Source organism: Streptomyces yongxingensis (assembly GCF_055597465.1).
This window is the reverse complement of the sequence record NZ_CM145717.1, coordinates 7,689,998-7,705,972: the sequence shown is the minus strand read 5'-3', so window position 1 is coordinate 7,705,972 and position 15,975 is coordinate 7,689,998. Positions and strand designations below refer to the sequence as shown.

General features: G+C 73.7%; 15 protein-coding genes and 1 other RNA gene. 6 read left to right on the top strand and 10 right to left on the bottom strand.

Annotated elements, in window-relative coordinates; translation table 11 throughout:
- Nucleotides 1-9: 9 nt before the first annotated feature.
- From ACZ6TD_RS32945 to rnpB, 3 genes are all read right to left on the bottom strand, one after another.
- The gene (locus ACZ6TD_RS32945; protein WP_471344009.1) at nt 10-417 is read right to left on the bottom strand and encodes a BlaI/MecI/CopY family transcriptional regulator; all 408 of its coding nucleotides are present in this window, start codon (nt 415-417) and stop codon (nt 10-12) included.
- A gap of 60 nt (nt 418-477) precedes the next feature.
- Complete coding sequence (locus ACZ6TD_RS32940) at nt 478-1,263, bottom strand: ABC transporter permease (protein ID WP_471358242.1); 786 nt, start codon at nt 1,261-1,263, stop codon at nt 478-480.
- A gap of 144 nt (nt 1,264-1,407) precedes the next feature.
- Nucleotides 1,408-1,812, bottom strand: an RNA gene (rnpB, locus tag ACZ6TD_RS32935) — RNase P RNA component class A.
- A 344-nt stretch (nt 1,813-2,156) separates the two neighbouring features.
- Between rnpB and ACZ6TD_RS32930 the strand changes: the two genes are divergently transcribed.
- From ACZ6TD_RS32930 to ACZ6TD_RS32915, 4 genes are all read left to right on the top strand, one after another.
- Nucleotides 2,157-3,833 (top strand): glycoside hydrolase family 13 protein, encoded by a 1,677-nt coding sequence (locus ACZ6TD_RS32930; RefSeq protein WP_471344006.1) that lies wholly within the window; start codon nt 2,157-2,159, stop codon nt 3,831-3,833.
- A gap of 405 nt (nt 3,834-4,238) precedes the next feature.
- Nucleotides 4,239-5,042 (top strand): peroxide stress protein YaaA, encoded by an 804-nt coding sequence (gene yaaA / locus ACZ6TD_RS32925; protein WP_471344003.1) that lies wholly within the window; start codon nt 4,239-4,241, stop codon nt 5,040-5,042.
- A 459-nt stretch (nt 5,043-5,501) separates the two neighbouring features.
- Nucleotides 5,502-6,161: a bifunctional 4-hydroxy-2-oxoglutarate aldolase/2-dehydro-3-deoxy-phosphogluconate aldolase gene (eda, locus tag ACZ6TD_RS32920; protein ID WP_471344001.1), complete on the top strand. Its 660-nt coding sequence runs from the start codon at nt 5,502-5,504 to the stop codon at nt 6,159-6,161.
- 105 nt (nt 6,162-6,266) lie between these two features.
- A complete protein-coding gene (locus ACZ6TD_RS32915; protein ID WP_471343998.1) occupies nt 6,267-6,413 on the top strand; it encodes a hypothetical protein in 147 nt (48 codons plus the stop codon).
- Here ACZ6TD_RS32915 and ACZ6TD_RS32910 read toward each other — a convergent pair.
- From ACZ6TD_RS32910 to ACZ6TD_RS32895, 4 genes are all read right to left on the bottom strand, one after another.
- On the bottom strand, nt 6,401-7,576 hold the full coding sequence (locus ACZ6TD_RS32910; RefSeq protein ID WP_471343996.1) for a bifunctional RNase H/acid phosphatase: 1,176 nt from the start codon (nt 7,574-7,576) through the stop codon (nt 6,401-6,403). The two genes, ACZ6TD_RS32915 and ACZ6TD_RS32910, sit on opposite strands and share 13 nt — an antisense overlap.
- A 4-nt stretch (nt 7,577-7,580) precedes the next feature.
- Entirely contained in the window at nt 7,581-8,324 is a 744-nt protein-coding gene (locus ACZ6TD_RS32905; RefSeq protein WP_471358239.1) for a zinc ribbon domain-containing protein, read from the bottom strand.
- A 42-nt stretch (nt 8,325-8,366) separates the two neighbouring features.
- Nucleotides 8,367-9,215 carry a Nif3-like dinuclear metal center hexameric protein gene (locus ACZ6TD_RS32900; RefSeq protein ID WP_471343995.1) on the bottom strand — a complete coding sequence of 283 codons (849 nt, stop codon included), beginning with the start codon at nt 9,213-9,215 and terminating at the stop codon, nt 8,367-8,369.
- Nucleotides 9,216-9,404: 189 nt separating this feature from the next.
- On the bottom strand, nt 9,405-10,439 hold the full coding sequence (locus ACZ6TD_RS32895) for an ABC transporter substrate-binding protein (RefSeq protein ID WP_471343993.1): 1,035 nt from the start codon (nt 10,437-10,439) through the stop codon (nt 9,405-9,407).
- 227 nt (nt 10,440-10,666) lie between these two features.
- Here ACZ6TD_RS32895 and ACZ6TD_RS32890 point away from each other — a divergent pair, with 227 nt between their 5' ends.
- Nucleotides 10,667-12,340 (top strand): hypothetical protein, encoded by a 1,674-nt coding sequence (locus ACZ6TD_RS32890; protein WP_471343992.1) that lies wholly within the window; start codon nt 10,667-10,669, stop codon nt 12,338-12,340.
- Nucleotides 12,341-12,478: 138 nt separating this feature from the next.
- Entirely contained in the window at nt 12,479-12,640 is a 162-nt protein-coding gene (locus ACZ6TD_RS32885) for a hypothetical protein (RefSeq protein ID WP_165556244.1), read from the top strand.
- A gap of 132 nt (nt 12,641-12,772) precedes the next feature.
- Here ACZ6TD_RS32885 and ACZ6TD_RS32880 read toward each other — a convergent pair whose 3' ends face one another.
- The 3 genes from ACZ6TD_RS32880 to ACZ6TD_RS32870 all read right to left on the bottom strand — a co-directional run bounded on the left by ACZ6TD_RS32880 (nt 12,773) and on the right by ACZ6TD_RS32870 (nt 15,752).
- The gene (locus ACZ6TD_RS32880; protein ID WP_471358235.1) at nt 12,773-13,714 is read right to left on the bottom strand and encodes a 3-oxoacyl-ACP reductase; all 942 of its coding nucleotides are present in this window, start codon (nt 13,712-13,714) and stop codon (nt 12,773-12,775) included.
- Entirely contained in the window at nt 13,711-14,796 is a 1,086-nt protein-coding gene (locus tag ACZ6TD_RS32875; protein ID WP_471343990.1) for a Zn-dependent alcohol dehydrogenase, read from the bottom strand. The genes ACZ6TD_RS32880 and ACZ6TD_RS32875 overlap by 4 nt, the downstream gene beginning before the upstream one ends.
- Nucleotides 14,797-14,897: 101 nt before the next feature.
- A complete protein-coding gene (locus tag ACZ6TD_RS32870; RefSeq protein WP_471358232.1) occupies nt 14,898-15,752 on the bottom strand; it encodes a MaoC/PaaZ C-terminal domain-containing protein in 855 nt (284 codons plus the stop codon).
- Nucleotides 15,753-15,975 lie beyond the last annotated feature (223 nt).

The following is a 15,975-nucleotide window of genomic DNA, read 5'->3' as shown; positions in this document are numbered from 1 at the left end:
ACGGTCTGCCTACTGTAGACGATCGCGGGGCGGGGAACACGAACAGCAGGTAACGTCGCCGTCCAGCAGCGCGCGGAGTATCTCTTCGTCCTCGGGACTGAGGTCGGAGACGAATCGGGCCAGGATGCCGCCGTGGTCTTCGCCGCGTTCGAGCTCGGCGTGCATGCGGCGGGCGTGGAGGCCGGAGTCGCCGGCGCCAGGGGCATAGGCGTATCCGCGTCCCTGGCGGGAGCGGTCGACCACCCCCTTTTCGTGGAGCCGGGTCAGGATGGTCGTCACTGTCGTACGCGCCAAGCCCGCGTTGAGGAGCTCCCGGACCTCTCCGGGAGTGAGGGGCCGGTCGGCGGCCCGCAGCACCGCCAGGACGTCGGCCTCCAGTTCCCCGGCCGATCGGCGGTCGCGGCGCTGCTCAGTCATGGCGTTCATTTTCGCAGACGTCTCCGGATGGACCTCGGGTACGAGGTCCCGGCGCGGACGTCAGGGGGCATGCGCTTCAGGGCGGAACAGCCGGTGCCGCGCGATGAGTTCGACGGTCACCGCAACGGCGATGGCCTGGACCGCCATCAAGGCGATCAGGACGAAAAGCTGAACGGCCCCGGCCATGAGCGGGCTCGCCCCGCCCAGGAGCATGCCCACGAACGCCCCGGGAAGCGTCACCAGCCCGACCGTGCGTGTCTGGTCCAGCCCCGGCAGCAACGCGTCGGACGCGGCCGGCCGTGCGATCTCCATTCGCGCGTCCCGGTCGAGCAAACCCAGAGCCATCGCCGCTTCGACCTCGCCACGCCGGAGTTCCAGCTCATCGAGGGCGCGTCGGCCCGCGAGCACCGTTACCGTCAGGGCGCCGCCGATGAGGATGCCGCTGATGGGGACGAGGACAAGGCCCTTCGCGGGAACGAGTCCCGTCAGGAGCAGAGCGGCCACCGTGGGGACGACGCCGGCGGCGATCGGTGCGGCGGTCAGCCACCAGGTGCGGTTGCTCGTCAGCCGTCGGCCCGCCGTGCGCACGGCGACGCCGAACATCACGACCAGGAACGCGGCCAGCCCTGCCAAGTTGGTGACGGCCCAGGTGAGACCCAAGGACACAGCGGCGAGCTGCCCCGCCGCGCGCACGCCCGCGACCACGATCTCGCGGGGCCGGTTGACGGAGTCATGGGGAAACAGCCGAAACACGTAGGCGACGCCCGCGGCCACGGCAAGCAGCATGACCAGCAGCACGCCGAGGGTGAGGTTGACCGGCAGCAGGGATCTCGCGCTCAGCGTCACGCGCCTCACCGTAATTGCCGCTGCCGTGGTGATGGACCACGTGCGGATGACCGGGTCGGCGACGGTCTGTGGGCACGCGAAGAAGTACGGCGACCTGGCCGAGCGCCCTGAACAGGGCATACGCCCAGGTCAGGCGCGTGAAGGCGGACGAGTCGGCCTGTACGCCGGGTTCTGTCTCCCGGGGGCCTCGCGGCCCTCGGGGAGGCGGCCATCCATCTAGGACCGGCGTTGCCGCCGGTCTCGTGCGGTCTACCCGCGGACTCGGGCGGGCAGCCCTCGATCGTCCGCGCAGAGCCGCCGTGCGGCGGCTCCTCTTGACCTTGCTCCAGGTGGGGTTTACCGAGCCGTCCGAGTCACCTCGGACGCTGGTGGTCTCTTACACCGCCGTTTCACCCTTACCGGTCGCCTCGCGGCGTCCGGCGGTCTGTTTTCTGTGGCACTGTCCCGCGGGTCACCCCGGGTGGGCGTTACCCACCACCTTGCCGTGTGGAGCCCGGACGTTCCTCGGCGGGGCCCGAAGGACCCCGACGCGACCGCCCGGCCGGCTCGTCCGCCGTGGTGACCATGATACCCGTAGGGGCAGCCCGGTCGGCTCGGGCGGCCCCGACTCCGCAGGGGGGCGGCATCGCACCGGGCCGGGTGGTCAGGTGGTGCGCGGGCGGATCGGTTTCCCGGCCCGCCGGGTGCCGTGCCCCAGGCGGGGTGGGTGGAGCCGTGCTGCCCCGGGGATGACGCGGGTAGGGAAGACGATGTGGCGGGCGGGTTCGGCCTCCGGGGCATCGGTGATCGAAGGGCCGGCTCCACGGCGGCGCGGACGGCCACCCGCATCCGCGATCCGTGCCCATTTCCGCATCCCGCCCGTACCCATCACCCCCCATCACCGCGAGGACCTCGTGACCCTTCAGCCCTCGGACCCCAACTGGTGGCGGCAGGCCGTCTTCTACCAGATCTACCCCCGCAGCTTCGCCGACTCAGACGCGGACGGCATCGGTGACCTGCCCGGTATCACCTCCCGGCTGCCGTACCTCGCCGACCTCGGCGTGGACTGCGTCTGGCTGAGCCCGTTCTATCCGTCCGCGCTCGCCGACGGCGGCTACGACGTGGCCGACTACCGCGATGTCGATCCGCGCCTGGGCACCCTGGACGACTTCGACCGGATGGTCGCCGAGGCGGACCGGCTCGGGCTGAAGGTCATGGTCGACATCGTGCCCAACCACACCTCCAGCGACCACGCGTGGTTCCAGGAGGCGCTGCGCTCGGCGCCCGGCTCCGCCGCCCGCGACCGGTACGTGTTCCGCGACGGGCGCGGTCCGGACGGCTCGCTCCCGCCCACCGACTGGATCTCCTGCTTCGGCGGCCCGGCGTGGACCCGGCTGCCCGACGGGCAGTGGTATCTGCACCTGTTCGCGCCCGAGCAGCCGGACCTGAACTGGGACCACCCCGAGGTGCGCGCCGACTTCCTCACCACACTGCGCTTCTGGTCCGACCGCGGCGTGGCGGGCTTCCGCGTCGACGTGGCCCACGGCCTGGCCAAGGACCTGACCGAACCGCTGCGCGACATCGGGGACGTGCGGGCTTACGACCCGGACGACCTGCCCGAGGACGGCAGCCATCCGCTGTGGGACCGCGATGAGGTGCACGGCATCTTCCGCGAGTGGCGCCAGGTGATGGACGAGTACGACCCGCCGCGCATCGCCGTGGCCGAGGCGTGGGTCCGCAACTCCCGCCGCACGCCGTACGCCAGCCCCGACGAGCTGGGCCAGGCGTTCAACTTCGACTTCCTCTCCACCCCGCTGTCCGCGCCCGCGCTGCACACCGCCATCGACAGCGCGCTGCACGCCGCCCGTACCGCCGGTGCCTCGGCCACCTGGGTGCTCTCCAACCACGATGTGATCCGGCACGCCACCCGGCTGGCGCTCCCGGACGAGCTGGGCCGGGCGGGGCGGGAGGCGTGGCTGCTCGCCGACGGCCGGGAGCCGGAGGCCGACCGGGAGCTGGGGCTGTGCCGGGCCCGTGCCGCGACCCTGCTGATGCTCGCGCTGCCGGGGTCGTCGTATCTCTACCAGGGCGAGGAGCTGGGCCTGCCGGAGGTGGCCGATCTGCCCCGGGAGACGCTCCAGGACCCGACCTGGGAGCGCAGCGGCGGGCGGATCAAGGGCCGGGACGGCTGCCGGGTGCCGCTGCCGTGGACGCGGTCCGGCCCGTCGTTCGGCTTCGGCGAGGGGGGCTCCTGGCTGCCGCAGCCGGAGTACTTCGGCGAGCTGTCGGTCGAGGCGCAGGACGGAGTGGCGGGCTCCACGCTGGAGCTGTACCGGGAGGCGCTGCGGCTGCGCCGTGCGCTGGGCGGCGACGAGGGCGTGGAGTGGGTCGGCTCGGTGGAGGAGCTGAGCGCGGGGGTGCTGCACTTCCGGCGCTCCACCGGCTGGCACAGCCTCAGCAATCTGTCGGCGGTTCCGGTGCCGCTGCCGGAGGGCCTGGAGGTGGTGCTGGCCAGCGGTCCGCTCGACGGGGGCCGGGTGCCCGCGCGGACGACGGTCTGGCTGCGCCAGGGGGTGTCCGGCGGATCGTGACGCCCGCGGCGGACTGCTTTCCCCTCCCCGCCCCTTCCCTCACAGCGTCGATGTGCGGCTCCGCCACAGCGTCGATGTGCGGCTCCGCCGCGTGGGGACTCCGCCCCAGACCCTGGCCGGGCGACCCGGCCGTGCGCGGGCGTCCGCCCGGTCTGCCGCCGCGTCGGCGTGCCGACCGCGAGCAGTCCGCTGGTGCGGGTGTTCATGGCGGCGACGGTCGGCTCGTCGGCCTCTGGGCTCCAGGGGCGAAGCCCCTGCCACGCGGCGGACACGGCGGACACCCCGTAGCCGGAGGCCATGGGCTGCGGGGCGGTTGGCCGGAGGCCGTAGGCTGCGGGGCGGGGCGGGCCCGGTTTTCCGGGCCCGCCCCGCGCCCCGTCGCCGACGACCCTTCGAGGAGAGACCGTGCTCGTGCTGCTGCCCCCGTCCGAGGGAAAGGCCACAGGAGGCTCCGGGTCCCCACTGGACCTGGGATCGCTGTCGCTGCCGGGCCTGGGCGGGGCGCGGGCGGAGGTGCTGGACGAGCTGGTGTCGCTGTGTTCGGGCGACGAGGCGAAGGCCGCGGAGACGCTGGGGCTCAGCGAGGGGCTGCGCGGCGAGGTCGCCAAGAACGCGGCGCTGCGGGAGGCCGCGGCGCGGCCCGCCGGGGAGATCTACACCGGTGTGCTGTACGACGCGCTCGGGCTGGCCACGCTGCCTGCCCCCGCCCGCCGCCGGGCGGAGCGGTCGCTGCTGGTCTTCTCCGGGCTGTGGGGCGCCGTACGGATCGACGACCGTATCCCCTCCTACCGCTGCTCGATGGGCGTGAAGCTCCCGGGCCTCGGCGCGCTCGGCACTTACTGGCGGACCCGGACCCCGATGGCCGAGGTGCTTCCGGAGGCCGCCGGGGACGGGCTGGTGCTGGACCTGCGCTCGGCGGCGTACGCGGCGGCGTGGAAGCCCAAGGGGGCGGTCGCCGAGCGGACGGCGACGGTGCGGGTGCTCCAGTCGAAGATCGTGAACGGGGTCGAGAAGCGGTCCGTCGTCAGCCACTTCAACAAGGCGACGAAGGGCCGGATGGTACGGGACCTGCTGACCGCGGGCGCCGAACCGGACGGCCCAGGCGAGCTGGTGGAGGCGCTGCGGGGGCTGGGGTACGTGGTGGAGGCCGCGCCGCCGGAGCGGGCGGGGCGGGCATGGGGGCTGGATGTGGTGGTGACCGAGCTGTAACCCTCTGGGCGTCGGCCCGGTCCGCCCGCTTCGGGGCCCGGTCCGACCACCGCTGCCCGCCCCGGCCACCGCCCCTGGCCCGGCCACCGCCTCTGGCCCGGCCACCGCTCCCGGCACGCCCGCTGAGCGGCACGACTCGACTGCCGGGCGGCCCGGCTACCAGGCGGCCTGGACCGTCCGCTGAGCGGTACGGGGGCGGGCTACCAGGCGGCCCGCCCGCTACCCGGCCCGCCCGCTGAGCGTGCGGCCCGCCCACCGCCCGGACACGCCCACCGCCCGGACCCGGCTGCCGGACGGAGCCGTCCGGACCGGCCGCTGGGGCCGCCCGGACTGACCGCTGGGCCGTACGGGGCCGGGGCGGCGGGCCCGGCGCGTCGCGCCCGGCCGCGCCCTCCCCCGTATCGCGCCCGTTGCGACATGCGCAACCGCCATTGCGTAGCGCGCCGCACCACAGGCAGGATGGGCGCCGTGACTAGCACCGCGCCCTCCCCCGGTACCCCGGATTCCTCGCTGCTCGACCTCGCCCCCGTCATCCCCGTGGTCATCGTCCACGACGTGGCCACCGCGGTCCCGATGGCCCGTGCGCTGGTGGCGGGCGGGCTGCCCGCGATCGAGGTGACCTTCCGGACGCCCGCCGCCGCGGACGCGATCCGGGCGATCGCCGACGAGGTCCCGGGCGCGGTCGTCGGCGCCGGTACGGTCCTGACCCCGGAGCAGGTGGAGACGGCCGTCGCCGCCGGGTCGCGCTTCCTGGTCACGCCCGGGTGGACGGACCGGCTGCTGGGGGCGCTGGACGCGTCCGGGCTGCCGTATCTGCCGGGCGTCTCGACCACCTCGGAGGTCGTGGCGCTGCTGGAGCGGGGGGTCGAGGAGATGAAGTTCTTCCCGGCGGAGGCGGCCGGGGGCACCGCGTATCTGAAGGCGCTCGCCTCGCCGCTCCCCCGGGCCCGCTTCTGCCCGACCGGCGGGGTCAACGCGTCGAACGCCCTCGGGTATCTGTCCCTCCCCAACGTCGGCTGTGTGGGCGGCACTTGGATGCTGCCGCCGGACGCGCTGGAGGCGGGCGACTGGGCCCGGGTCGAGTCCCTGGCCCGGGAGGCGGCGGCCCTGCGGCGGTGACGGCCACCGCGATCGGCACCGTGCCGGAGGAGCGGAGCCGCTTCGGTCGGCGCTATGGCACCCGCCGCCGGTCGGCACCGTGACAGAGCCGCTTCGGTCGCCACAGTGACCGCAGCGGTCGACACCGTGACAACAGCGGCGGTCGCCGCAGTGACCACAGCGGTCGGCAACGCGACAACAGCGGCGGTCGCCACCATGACCGTTCCGGTCGCCACCGTGACAGCTACCGCGGTCAGCCCCTACCGCAGGTGAGACGTGTCGTTAAGGAGGCGGACGGACGCGTTCCCGTCCCCGTAGTACGCCACCGCCGTCAGCGAGGCCGCCGAGAGCTCCATGCGGAACAGGGACTCCGGCGGGGCGCCCAGGGCCAGCCGGACCAGGGTTTTGATCGGGGTCACGTGGGTGACGAGCAGCACCGTACGGCCCGGGTAACGGGTGATCAGCTTGTCGCGGGAGAGCGCGACCCGGCGGGTGACCGCCGCGAAGCTCTCGCCGCCGCCGGTGGGGGCCACCTCCGTGGAGGCCAGCCATGCGTCCAGGTCGTCCGGGTAGCGCTCCTTGACCTCCGCGAAGGTCAGGCCCTCCCAGGCGCCGAAGTCCGTCTCGCGCAGCCCCTCTTCGACGCGGACGTCCAGGCCCAGACGGCGGGCCACCACCTCGGCGGTCTCCCGGCAGCGCCGCAGCGGTGAGGCGACGACGGCCTGGATGGTGCCGCGTGCGGCGAGCGCCGCCGCCACCCGCTCGGCCTGGTGGCGGCCCACGTCGGAGAGTCCGGGGTCGGTGCCGCCGCTGCCGGAGAAGCGCTTCTCGGGGGTGAGCGGGGTCTCCCCGTGCCGGAGCAGGACGAACGTGGCGGGGGTGCCCAGGTCCGCCGAGCCCCAGCCCACCGCCGGGGCCCCCGTGGCGGCGGGCTCGGCGAGGGTGTCGTCGGCGGGCGCGGCGGCCGCCGGCGCGCCCGCCGCCAGTGTGCCGCCGGGCGGCACCTTCGGCCGCCACTGCTCGCCCCGCTTGCCCGCGTCCATGGCCTCGTTGGCGAGCCGGTCCGCGTGCTTGTTGTTCTCGCGCGGGATCCACTCGTAACTCACCTGGCCGGGCGGGACGATCGCCTTGGCCTCGGCGGCGAGCGGCCGCATATCGGGGTGCTTGATCTTCCAGCGGCCCGACATCTGCTCGATGACCAGCTTGGAGTCCATCCGCACCCGGACCTCGGCCGCCGGGTCCAGGGCGTACGCCGCCCGCAACCCGGCGATCAGGCCCTTGTACTCGGCCACGTTGTTGGTCGCGGTGCCGAGGTACTCGGCCGCCTCGGCGAGCGTCTCACCGGTCTCGGCGTCGCGCACGAGGGCGCCGTAGCCGGCCGGCCCGGGGTTGCCCCGGGACCCGCCGTCCGCCTCGACGATGAAGCGCCGCGCCATCGGCCTACAGCCCCGACTCGGGCGTACGGACCAGGATCCGGCGGCAGTTCTCGCAGCGCAGCACCGTGTCGGGGGCCGCCGAGCGCACCTCGTTGAGCTCGGTGATGGCGAGCTCCTGGCGGCAGCCGTCGCAGCTCCGCTGGTAGAGCCGGGCCGCGCCGACGCCGCCCTGCTGCTCGCGCAGCTTGTCGTAGAGCTTCAGCAGATCGGCGGGGATGGTCCCGGCGATCACCTCGCGCTCCTTGGTGACGGTCGCGATCTCGGCGTCGATCCCCTCGGCCGCCGCGTCCCGGCGTGACGTGGCGTCGCCGATCTTGGACTGGAGGGACTCCACCCGCTCGGTCAGCTCGGCGACCCGCTCCTGGACGGACTCCCGGCGCTCCATGACCTCCAGGACGACGTCCTCCAGGTCGCCCTGGCGCTTGGCGAGGGAGGCGATCTCGTGCTGGAGGTTCTCCAGGTCCTTCGGCGAGGTGACGGCCCCGGAGTCCAGGCGCTTCTGGTCGCGGGCGGCACGCTGGCGCACCTGCTCCACGTCCTGCTCCGCCTTGGTCTGCTCGCGGGCGGTGTCGCTCTCCTCGGTCTGCGCGGCGATGAGCAGGTCGCGCAGTTGGGTGTGATCGGCGTTCAGCGTCTCGATCTCGGCGTGCTCGGGCAGCGTCTTGCGCTTGTGCGCGAGCTGCGACAGCCGGACGTCGAGCGCCTGGACGTCGAGGAGGCGGATCTGATCGGCGGGCGCGGCATTCAGCGTGGGGCTCCAGGGGAGTCGAGTGGGGATGGGAAGACGAGGTCAGGGAGTCGAGCGAGGGGCGGCGGGGGCCGCGGCGTGGGCCGTCCAGGGGTCGGTCACGATACGGGAGACATGCGTCCGCAGACCCCAGCCGTGCCGGTCGGAGATCTCGTCCAACTGGGCCGCGGCCTGCTCGGTCCAGGGCCATTCGGTGGCCCAGTGCGCGGCGTCCAGCAGGGCGAGATCGCTGTGCTCCCGCGCCTCCGACGACGGGTGGTGGCGCAGATCGGCGGTGAGGAACGCGTCGACCCCGGCCGCGCGCACCGCGTCGAAGAGGCTGTCGCCGGAGCCGCCGCTGACGGCCACCCGGCGGACGGTACGGTCCGGGTCACCCGCGGCGCGGATCCCCTGCGCGGTGGCGGGCAGCCGGGCGGCGGCGCGCCCGGCGAACTCCCGCAGCGTCTCGGGGTGGTCGAGCTCGCAGATCCGGCCCAGCCCGCGGCGGCCCTCGGGGTCGGTGGCGTCGGGCACCAGCGGACCGACGATCCGCAGGTCGAGCGCGCCGGCGAGGGCGTCGGAGACGCCGGGGTCGGCGGTGTCGGCATTGGTGTGCGCGACATGCAGGGCGATGTCGTGCTTGATCAGTGTGTGCACCACCCGGCCCTTGAAGGTGGAGGCGGCGACCGTGGTCGTCCCCCGCAGATAGAGCGGATGGTGGGTGATCAGCAGATCGGCGCCGAGGTCCACCGCCTCGTCGGCCACTTCCCGGACCGGGTCGACGGCGAACAGCACGCGGGTGACCTCGGCGTCGGGGTCACCGCACACCGTGCCGACGGCGTCCCACTGCTCCGCCCGCTCGGGCGGCCAGAGGGCGTCGAGTGCGGCGAGGACGTCGTTGAGTGCGGGCACGGGGCAAGGCTACCTCCCGGATCACGGCTGAGCCCTGCCCCGGGCTTCACCCAGCGCGACGACGGTCGCCACGCGGGCTCCGCCCGGGATCACGGCCTGGCCGACCTGGCGCGGGCACCGGCGGCGGGCCACCCGCACCGGAGTTCACTCCCCGGGCGGCGGCCCCGAGTGCCCGAGCGGAAACGCTCATCAGTGGACGAGGTAGCCGCGCAGGTCGTCCAGGACCCGGTCGGCGGCGGTGACGCCGAGGCCCAGGTACCAGGTCTCCTCGTCGACGTCTTTGGCCCGGCCCGCCTTGACCGCCGCCAGCTTCTTCCACAGCGGGTTGGACCGCGCCTGGTCGCGCTTGGTGGCCTTGGGGTCGCCGTAGACGCCGGTGAAGATCCAGTCGGCGTCGGCCTCGTCGATCCGCTCCGGGCCGATCTCCGCGGCGAGGTCGTTGACCTGCTGGTTCTTCGGGCGCGGCAGACCGACGTCCTGGAGGATGGTGCCGATGAAGGACGCCTTGGCGTAGAGCCGGGTGGCCTGCGGCATGAAGCGGAGCATGGTGATGGTCGGCTTGTCGGCGCCGATGTCCTCGCCCAGCTTCTCGGCCTTCTTCTCGTACGCGTCGAGGGAGCGCTCGGCCTCGGCGGTGCGGTCCAGGGCCGCGGCGTTGAGACGGTAGTTCTCCTTCCAGGTGAAGCCGGGGCGGATGGAGAAGACGGTCGGGGCGATCTGCTTCAGCTCGTCGTAGAGCGGCTCGGCGCGCAGCTTGCTGCCGAGGATCAGATCGGGGTGGAGGGCGTTGATGGCCTCGAGGTTGAGGTTGTTGATGGTGCCGACGTTCTTGGGGTTCCCGGCGTCCTTCTTGAGGTAGTCGGGTATGGCCTGGTCGCCCTCGGAGGGGGCGTAGCCGACCGGCTTCAGCCCCAGCGAGACCACGTTGTCGAGTTCGCCGACGTCGAGCACCACGACCCGCTTCGGCTTGCTCTTGAGCTCGGTCTTGCCCATCGCGTGGGTGATGGTGCGGGGGAACGCGCCGGGCTTCGCGTCCGTGCCCAGCTTCGCGGTCTCCTCGGCCGCCTTGCCGAAGTCCTTGCCGCCCTGGGCGACGGACTTCCCGCCCCCGCCGTTGCGCTTGCCGCCGTCCGCGCCGTCGTCCGACGATCCACAGGCGGTGAGGGAGAGCGCCCCGGCCAGGGCGAGGGTGAGGGCGGCACTGCCGCGGGCGCGCAGGGGCATGACGGAGCTCCAGGGATAGCTGGGCGCGCCCGTGTCCACGAGCGCGCCGACCGCACTTAGGTGTGCCTTACTTTAATCACAAACCATCCCCGCGTCGCTTACAGCACATTCACCCCCGACCTCTCAGGCGAATCGGGCAAGAGCCACACTTACGGGTGGAGCACGCCCATTACGGCCTTCGGTAGCGAGTGCGATAACTACGTTCAGTTGCCGGAGGTGACTGAACGATGACTGCCTGTGCCTTCGACACCGCCCTCACCGGGGGCGTCGGCGACCGGCCACGAGGGGGTTTCACCATCGCCTCGGACCGCTCGTACGGCGCGCGGCTCGCGCTCAGCGGGGAGGCGGGCTGCTGGTACCCGGAGCGCTGGACGCTGGACGGCCCGGAGCCCTACGCCGTGCCGCTGCCCGCCGCCCAGCCCGAGGAGCCGGACAGCGAGTTGCTGCCGCTGGCCGACGGGCAGGTGCTCATCCACCGCCGGGTGGCCGGCCACCACGCCTTCTCGCTGCTCTACCCGGCCGGCCCCGGCACCGGCGAGCGCCCGCTCGGCGGCATCGACCGCGCCGACGTCTCGCTGCTGCCGCCCGCGCCCGGCGGCCTGTGCGCGTTCGCGCTGGGGCGCGGGGCGCGGTCCACCTCCGTCTGGCTGCTGTTCGGCGGCGGCGTCCTCGCCCCCCAGCACCTGGCCGAGGTGCCCGGCCGCTGTACGGGCGGCAGTTGGCTGGACCGTACGGGCCGGCTGCTGGCCCTCGACCGCGAACTCGACGGCCGCACGAAGACCGTGGTGGTCGATCTGCGGCGCGGCGGCGAGACCAGCCCGCTGCTCCAGATCACCGAGCGCAGCGACGACCGGCTGCTGCTCGCCGACCCCGACAGCGGTCTGCTGCTCGTACGGTCCGACGCGCCCGGCGAGGAGCGGCTGGGCTGGGGCGTGCTGGGCAGCACCCGCCCGGTGCGGTTCCCGGACTGTCTGCGTCCCGCGGGGTGGTCCGGGGTCACGCCGTTCGCGGTGCAGCCGGGGCAGGTGCTGACGCCGGAGGTGTGCGCGGTGGCCTTCCGCATCGACGGACGGGGCGGATCCGGGTCCGGGACCGGTACCGGGTCCGGGCGGCCGTGGGTGGGCGTATGGCGCCCGGCGGAGCGGCGCTTGCGCGAGTTCCCGGCCCCGGAGGGCTGGCTCCCGGGCGCGGGCCTCTGGACGAGGGACGGCGAGCTGCGACTGCCGTACGTCACCCCACAGGTCCCCTGCGGGCTGGCCCGGGTCCGCCCACCCGGGGCGCCGGGAGCGCCGGGGGCGGCGGAGACGCGGTGGAGACCCGACGACACGACGGGGCCATGGAGACCGGGCGACGCGGCGGCGCCGTGGGGATCGGACGAGGCGACCGGAGCTCGGCGGATCGCGCGAGTGACACGGGCATCCGGCCCGGCTGCGGCCGAAGCGCGGGGCGTTCACGCGGCGCGGACGATGCCCCCAGCCGGGATCGCGACCAGAATCACACCCTGGACCCGGGTCGGCGGGCCCGGCGCGTCCGCCCCCGCGCGAGCGTCCGGGCCGACGCCTGAGCCGACGCCGACGCGGACGCGGGCACCCGAGCCGATGCCGCTGCGGGAGCGGGTGTCGATGCCCGTACCCGAGCCGGTGCCGATGCCCGTACACGAGCCGGTGCCCATGGCCGTGCACGAGCGGGCGCCGGAGCCCGAGTGCGGGTCCGGGGTGGAGCCGTGGGGTGGGACCGGGTCGTGGGCCGGGGTGGAGCAGGAGATGGGGCCCGAGCCGGAGCCCGCTCCCGGGACCGGTGCGACCCCCGCCCTGCGGCCCGTACCGTTGCAGCAGGCGCCGCTCGCGCGGCCACCGCGGCCCCGGCCACCCCGCTGGGTCCGGGATCACCCACTTGGTTAGACTCGGGCAGGGGCTGCGCATTCCTTGCGTTCCGTCCGCGCGCGGACGCCTCGGGTGATGCGCATCGAACGTCGTGCGACATCGTGGTCAGCCCCTTTCGCACAGTACGAAGCGATCTGACGGGGTGACGTACCCACCATGTCCGAAACCCACATCGACACGACCCAGGCGCGCCCGCGGGACGCCGCCGCGGCCCAGGCCGATGGCGGTCAGGGCAAGCACCGCGGGCAGGCCGCGTCCGAGGAGACCCAGGCACCGGCCCACGGCCGCCACCGTCGCCCGAACGAGAACGGCTCCTGAGGACCTCAGGACCGTAGCTCAGAGTCGTCCCCGATCGCGGGACGGGCTGGATTACCCCCGGAAGTCCGGCCCGTCCGGCGATCGCGGGGGGCCACCGGCCAGCCCCCCGGCCGACGGCCCTCCGACGGCACCTCACCCCCGCTTGAGCCGCAGCACCTCCACCGCCGCGAAGCCCTCCCCGCCCCGCTCCGCGAAGTACGGCGTCAGCGCCGTGTCCAGCTCCTCGAAGCCGAAGGCGTCCCCCTTCGCGTCCACCTTCGCCGCCACCTTCGGCCGCTCCAGGATCGCCAGCATGCCGCCGTGCACCACGAACACCTGGCCGTTCACCTTCGCCGCGGCCGGTGAGGCGAGATAGCCGACCAGCGGGGCCACGTGTTCGGGGGCGAGGGCGTCGAGGCGGCCGTCCTCCGGGAGCTCGAAGTCGGCGAAGACGTCCTCGGTCATCCGGGTGCGGGCGCGCGGGCAGATGACATTGGCCGTCACCCCGTACTTGGCGAGGGCCGCCGCCGTGGAGGTGGTGAGCCCGACGATGCCGCCCTTGGCCGCCGCGTAGTTCGGCTGGCCCGGCGAACCGGCGAGGAACGCCTCGGAGGCGGTGTTCACGATCCGGCCGTGCACCGGGCCGCCGTCCGCCGCCTTGGACCGCTCGCGCCAGTGGGCCGCGGCGAAGCGGATCGTGTTGAAGTGGCCCTTGAGATGGACCCGGATCACCGAGTCCCACTCGTCCTCGCTCATCGAGAAGACCATCCGGTCGCGCACGATGCCCGCGTTGTTGACCAGGATGTCCAGCGCGCCGTAGGTGTCGATCGCGAACCGGACCAGCTCGCCCGCCCCCGCGAAGTCGGCCACGTCGCCCGCGTGGGCCGTGGCCCGGCCACCGGCCGCGCGGATCTCCTCGGCGACCTGCTCGGCGGGTCCGGCCGACGCCTCGCCGCTGCCGTCGCGTCCGCCCTGTCCGAAGTCGTTGACGACGACACTGGCGCCCAGCCGCGCCAGCTCCAGGGCCTCGGCGCGGCCGAGGCCGCGCCCGGCGCCGGTGACGATCGCGGTCTTCCCGGTCAGCGGGCCGGTCACATCTCGATACATGTGCGCAGCGCCTCCCCGGTCCTCATCTGGCCGATCGCGTCGTTGATCTCGCCGAGCCGCACCCGGTGGGTGATCAGCCCTTCGAGGTCGATCCGGCCCGCCCGCCACAGGTCGATGGTGCGCCGGTAGGAGCGGAGCACATCGCCGCCGCCGTACAGCGAGGGCAGGATCCGCTTCTCGTCGAAGAACAGCTCGAACATGTTGAGCTGGAGGAAGTCGTCCAGCGCCCCGGCCCCGACCACGCACAGCGTGCCGCCGCGCCGGGTGATCTCGTACGCCCGGCGGGCGGTGGCGGAGCGGCCCACGACCTCGAAGACGTAGTCGAAGCCCTCGCCCGCCGTGACGCTGGTCTTGACGGCGTCGAGGGCATCCGGCGCCACCGCCTCGGTGGCCCCGAAGCCCAGCGCGGCCTCGCGCCGCGACTCCACGGGGTCGACGGCGACGATCCGCGCGGCACCCGACGCCCTCGCGCCCTGGATGACGCTGATGCCCACCCCGCCGCAGCCGATGACCGCGACCGAAGAACCGGCCTCCACCCGGGCGGTGTTGAAGACGGCGCCGAGCCCGGTGGTCACCCCGCAGCCGATGAGCGCCGCGATGTCGTACGGGACGTCGTCGGGGATCGGCACGGCGCAGGGCGCGGGGAGGATGATCTCCTCGGCGAAGGTGCCGGTCCCGGACATCCCGAAGAGGTCCTCCGGACTGCCGCCGGGGCGCCGGAAGTTGGGGGTTCCGGCGTTCATGAACCCGGTCAGGCACAGCTCGGTCTGACCGCGCTGACAGGACGGGCAGCCGCCGCACGCGGGCAGCCAGCACACCAGCACCCGGTCGCCGGCGCTCAGCCCGGTCACCCCGTCGCCCACGTCGAGGATCTCGCCCGCGCCCTCGTGGCCGGGGACGAACGGCGCGGGCTGCGGCAGCACCCCGGCCATCGCGGAGAGGTCGGAGTGGCACAGCCCGGTGGCCCTCAGCCGCAGCCGGACCTTGCCGGGGCCGAAGCCCACCGCCTCGATGTCGTCGAGGACCTCGAGCTTGTCCTGTCCCGTCTCGTGCAGTACGGCTGCGCGCACAGCGGCTCCTCGTGATGTCGAGCGTGCGTGATCTCGAGCGTGCGTGGTCTCAGGCGTGGGTGGTCTCAGGGGCGTGGGTGGTCTCAGGGGCGTGGGTGGTCTCAGGCGAGTTCGACGACGGTGTCGGTGAGGACCGGCGCGTCGTCCCGCTCGACGGCGGTCGCCGTCACCTGGACGCGCCCCTCGTCCTGCCACATCCGGACGCGCAGGGTCTCGCCCGGGTAGGCCACCCCGGCGAAGCGGGTGGTGTACGAGCGCACCCGGGTCACCTCCCCGTCCAGCGCCGTGTCCACGACCGCCTTGAGCACCATCCCGTACGAGCACAGCCCGTGCAGGATGGGCTTTTCGAACCCCGCCAGCTTGGCGAACTCGGGGTCGGCGTGGAGCGGGTTCCAGTCCCCGGAGAGCCGGTAGAGCAGCGCCTGGTCCTCGCGGATGGCCCGCTCCACGGTGCGGTCCGGCTCCCGGGCCGGGGGCTCCAGGCGGTCGGAGGGGCCGCGCTCACCGCCGAAGCCGCCCTCGCCCCGGACGAAGATCCGGGTGTCGCAGGTCCACAGCGGGCCGTCCGCGTCGGCCACGTCGGAGCGCAGCACGATGACCGCCGCCTTGCCCTTGTCGTAGACGGCGGCGACCTTCGAGGTCTGGGTGGCGTCCCCGCCGAGCGGGATGGGCCGGTGCAGTTCGACGGTCTGGCCGCCGTGCAGGACGGCCGCGAGGTCGACGTCGATACCGGGTGCGGCCATGCCCCCGGCGACCGCCATCCCGCCGCCCGCGACGGTCGCGAAGCTGGGGAGCACATGGAGCTTGCTCTCCAGGGTGTAGCGGAGCTCCTGGGGGTCGGTGGCGGGGATTCCGGCGCCGATGCCCAGGTGGTAGAGCTGGATGTCCTTCTGCCCCCAGATGAGAGCCGTGCTCCGGGGTTCGGCCGAGACGGCCTTCGCGACATCGATGGGCATGGGGCGACACCACTCCTTGGTCCGCTCGCTGGGCCACGGTCCGAAGACCCCGGCCCGCCCGTCCGCACCGTCGGCCGCGCCGGGGTCGTCGCTGGTCGGCAGGGTCACGTCGTCCACGTGGACATGTAGAACGCGTTCTAGCCGATGGCACCCTGTATAGCCCAATCGCCCCGAAGGGGGAAGGGTGCCGACGGCCTGTGCTGACGGACCGTCAGGTCGCGTT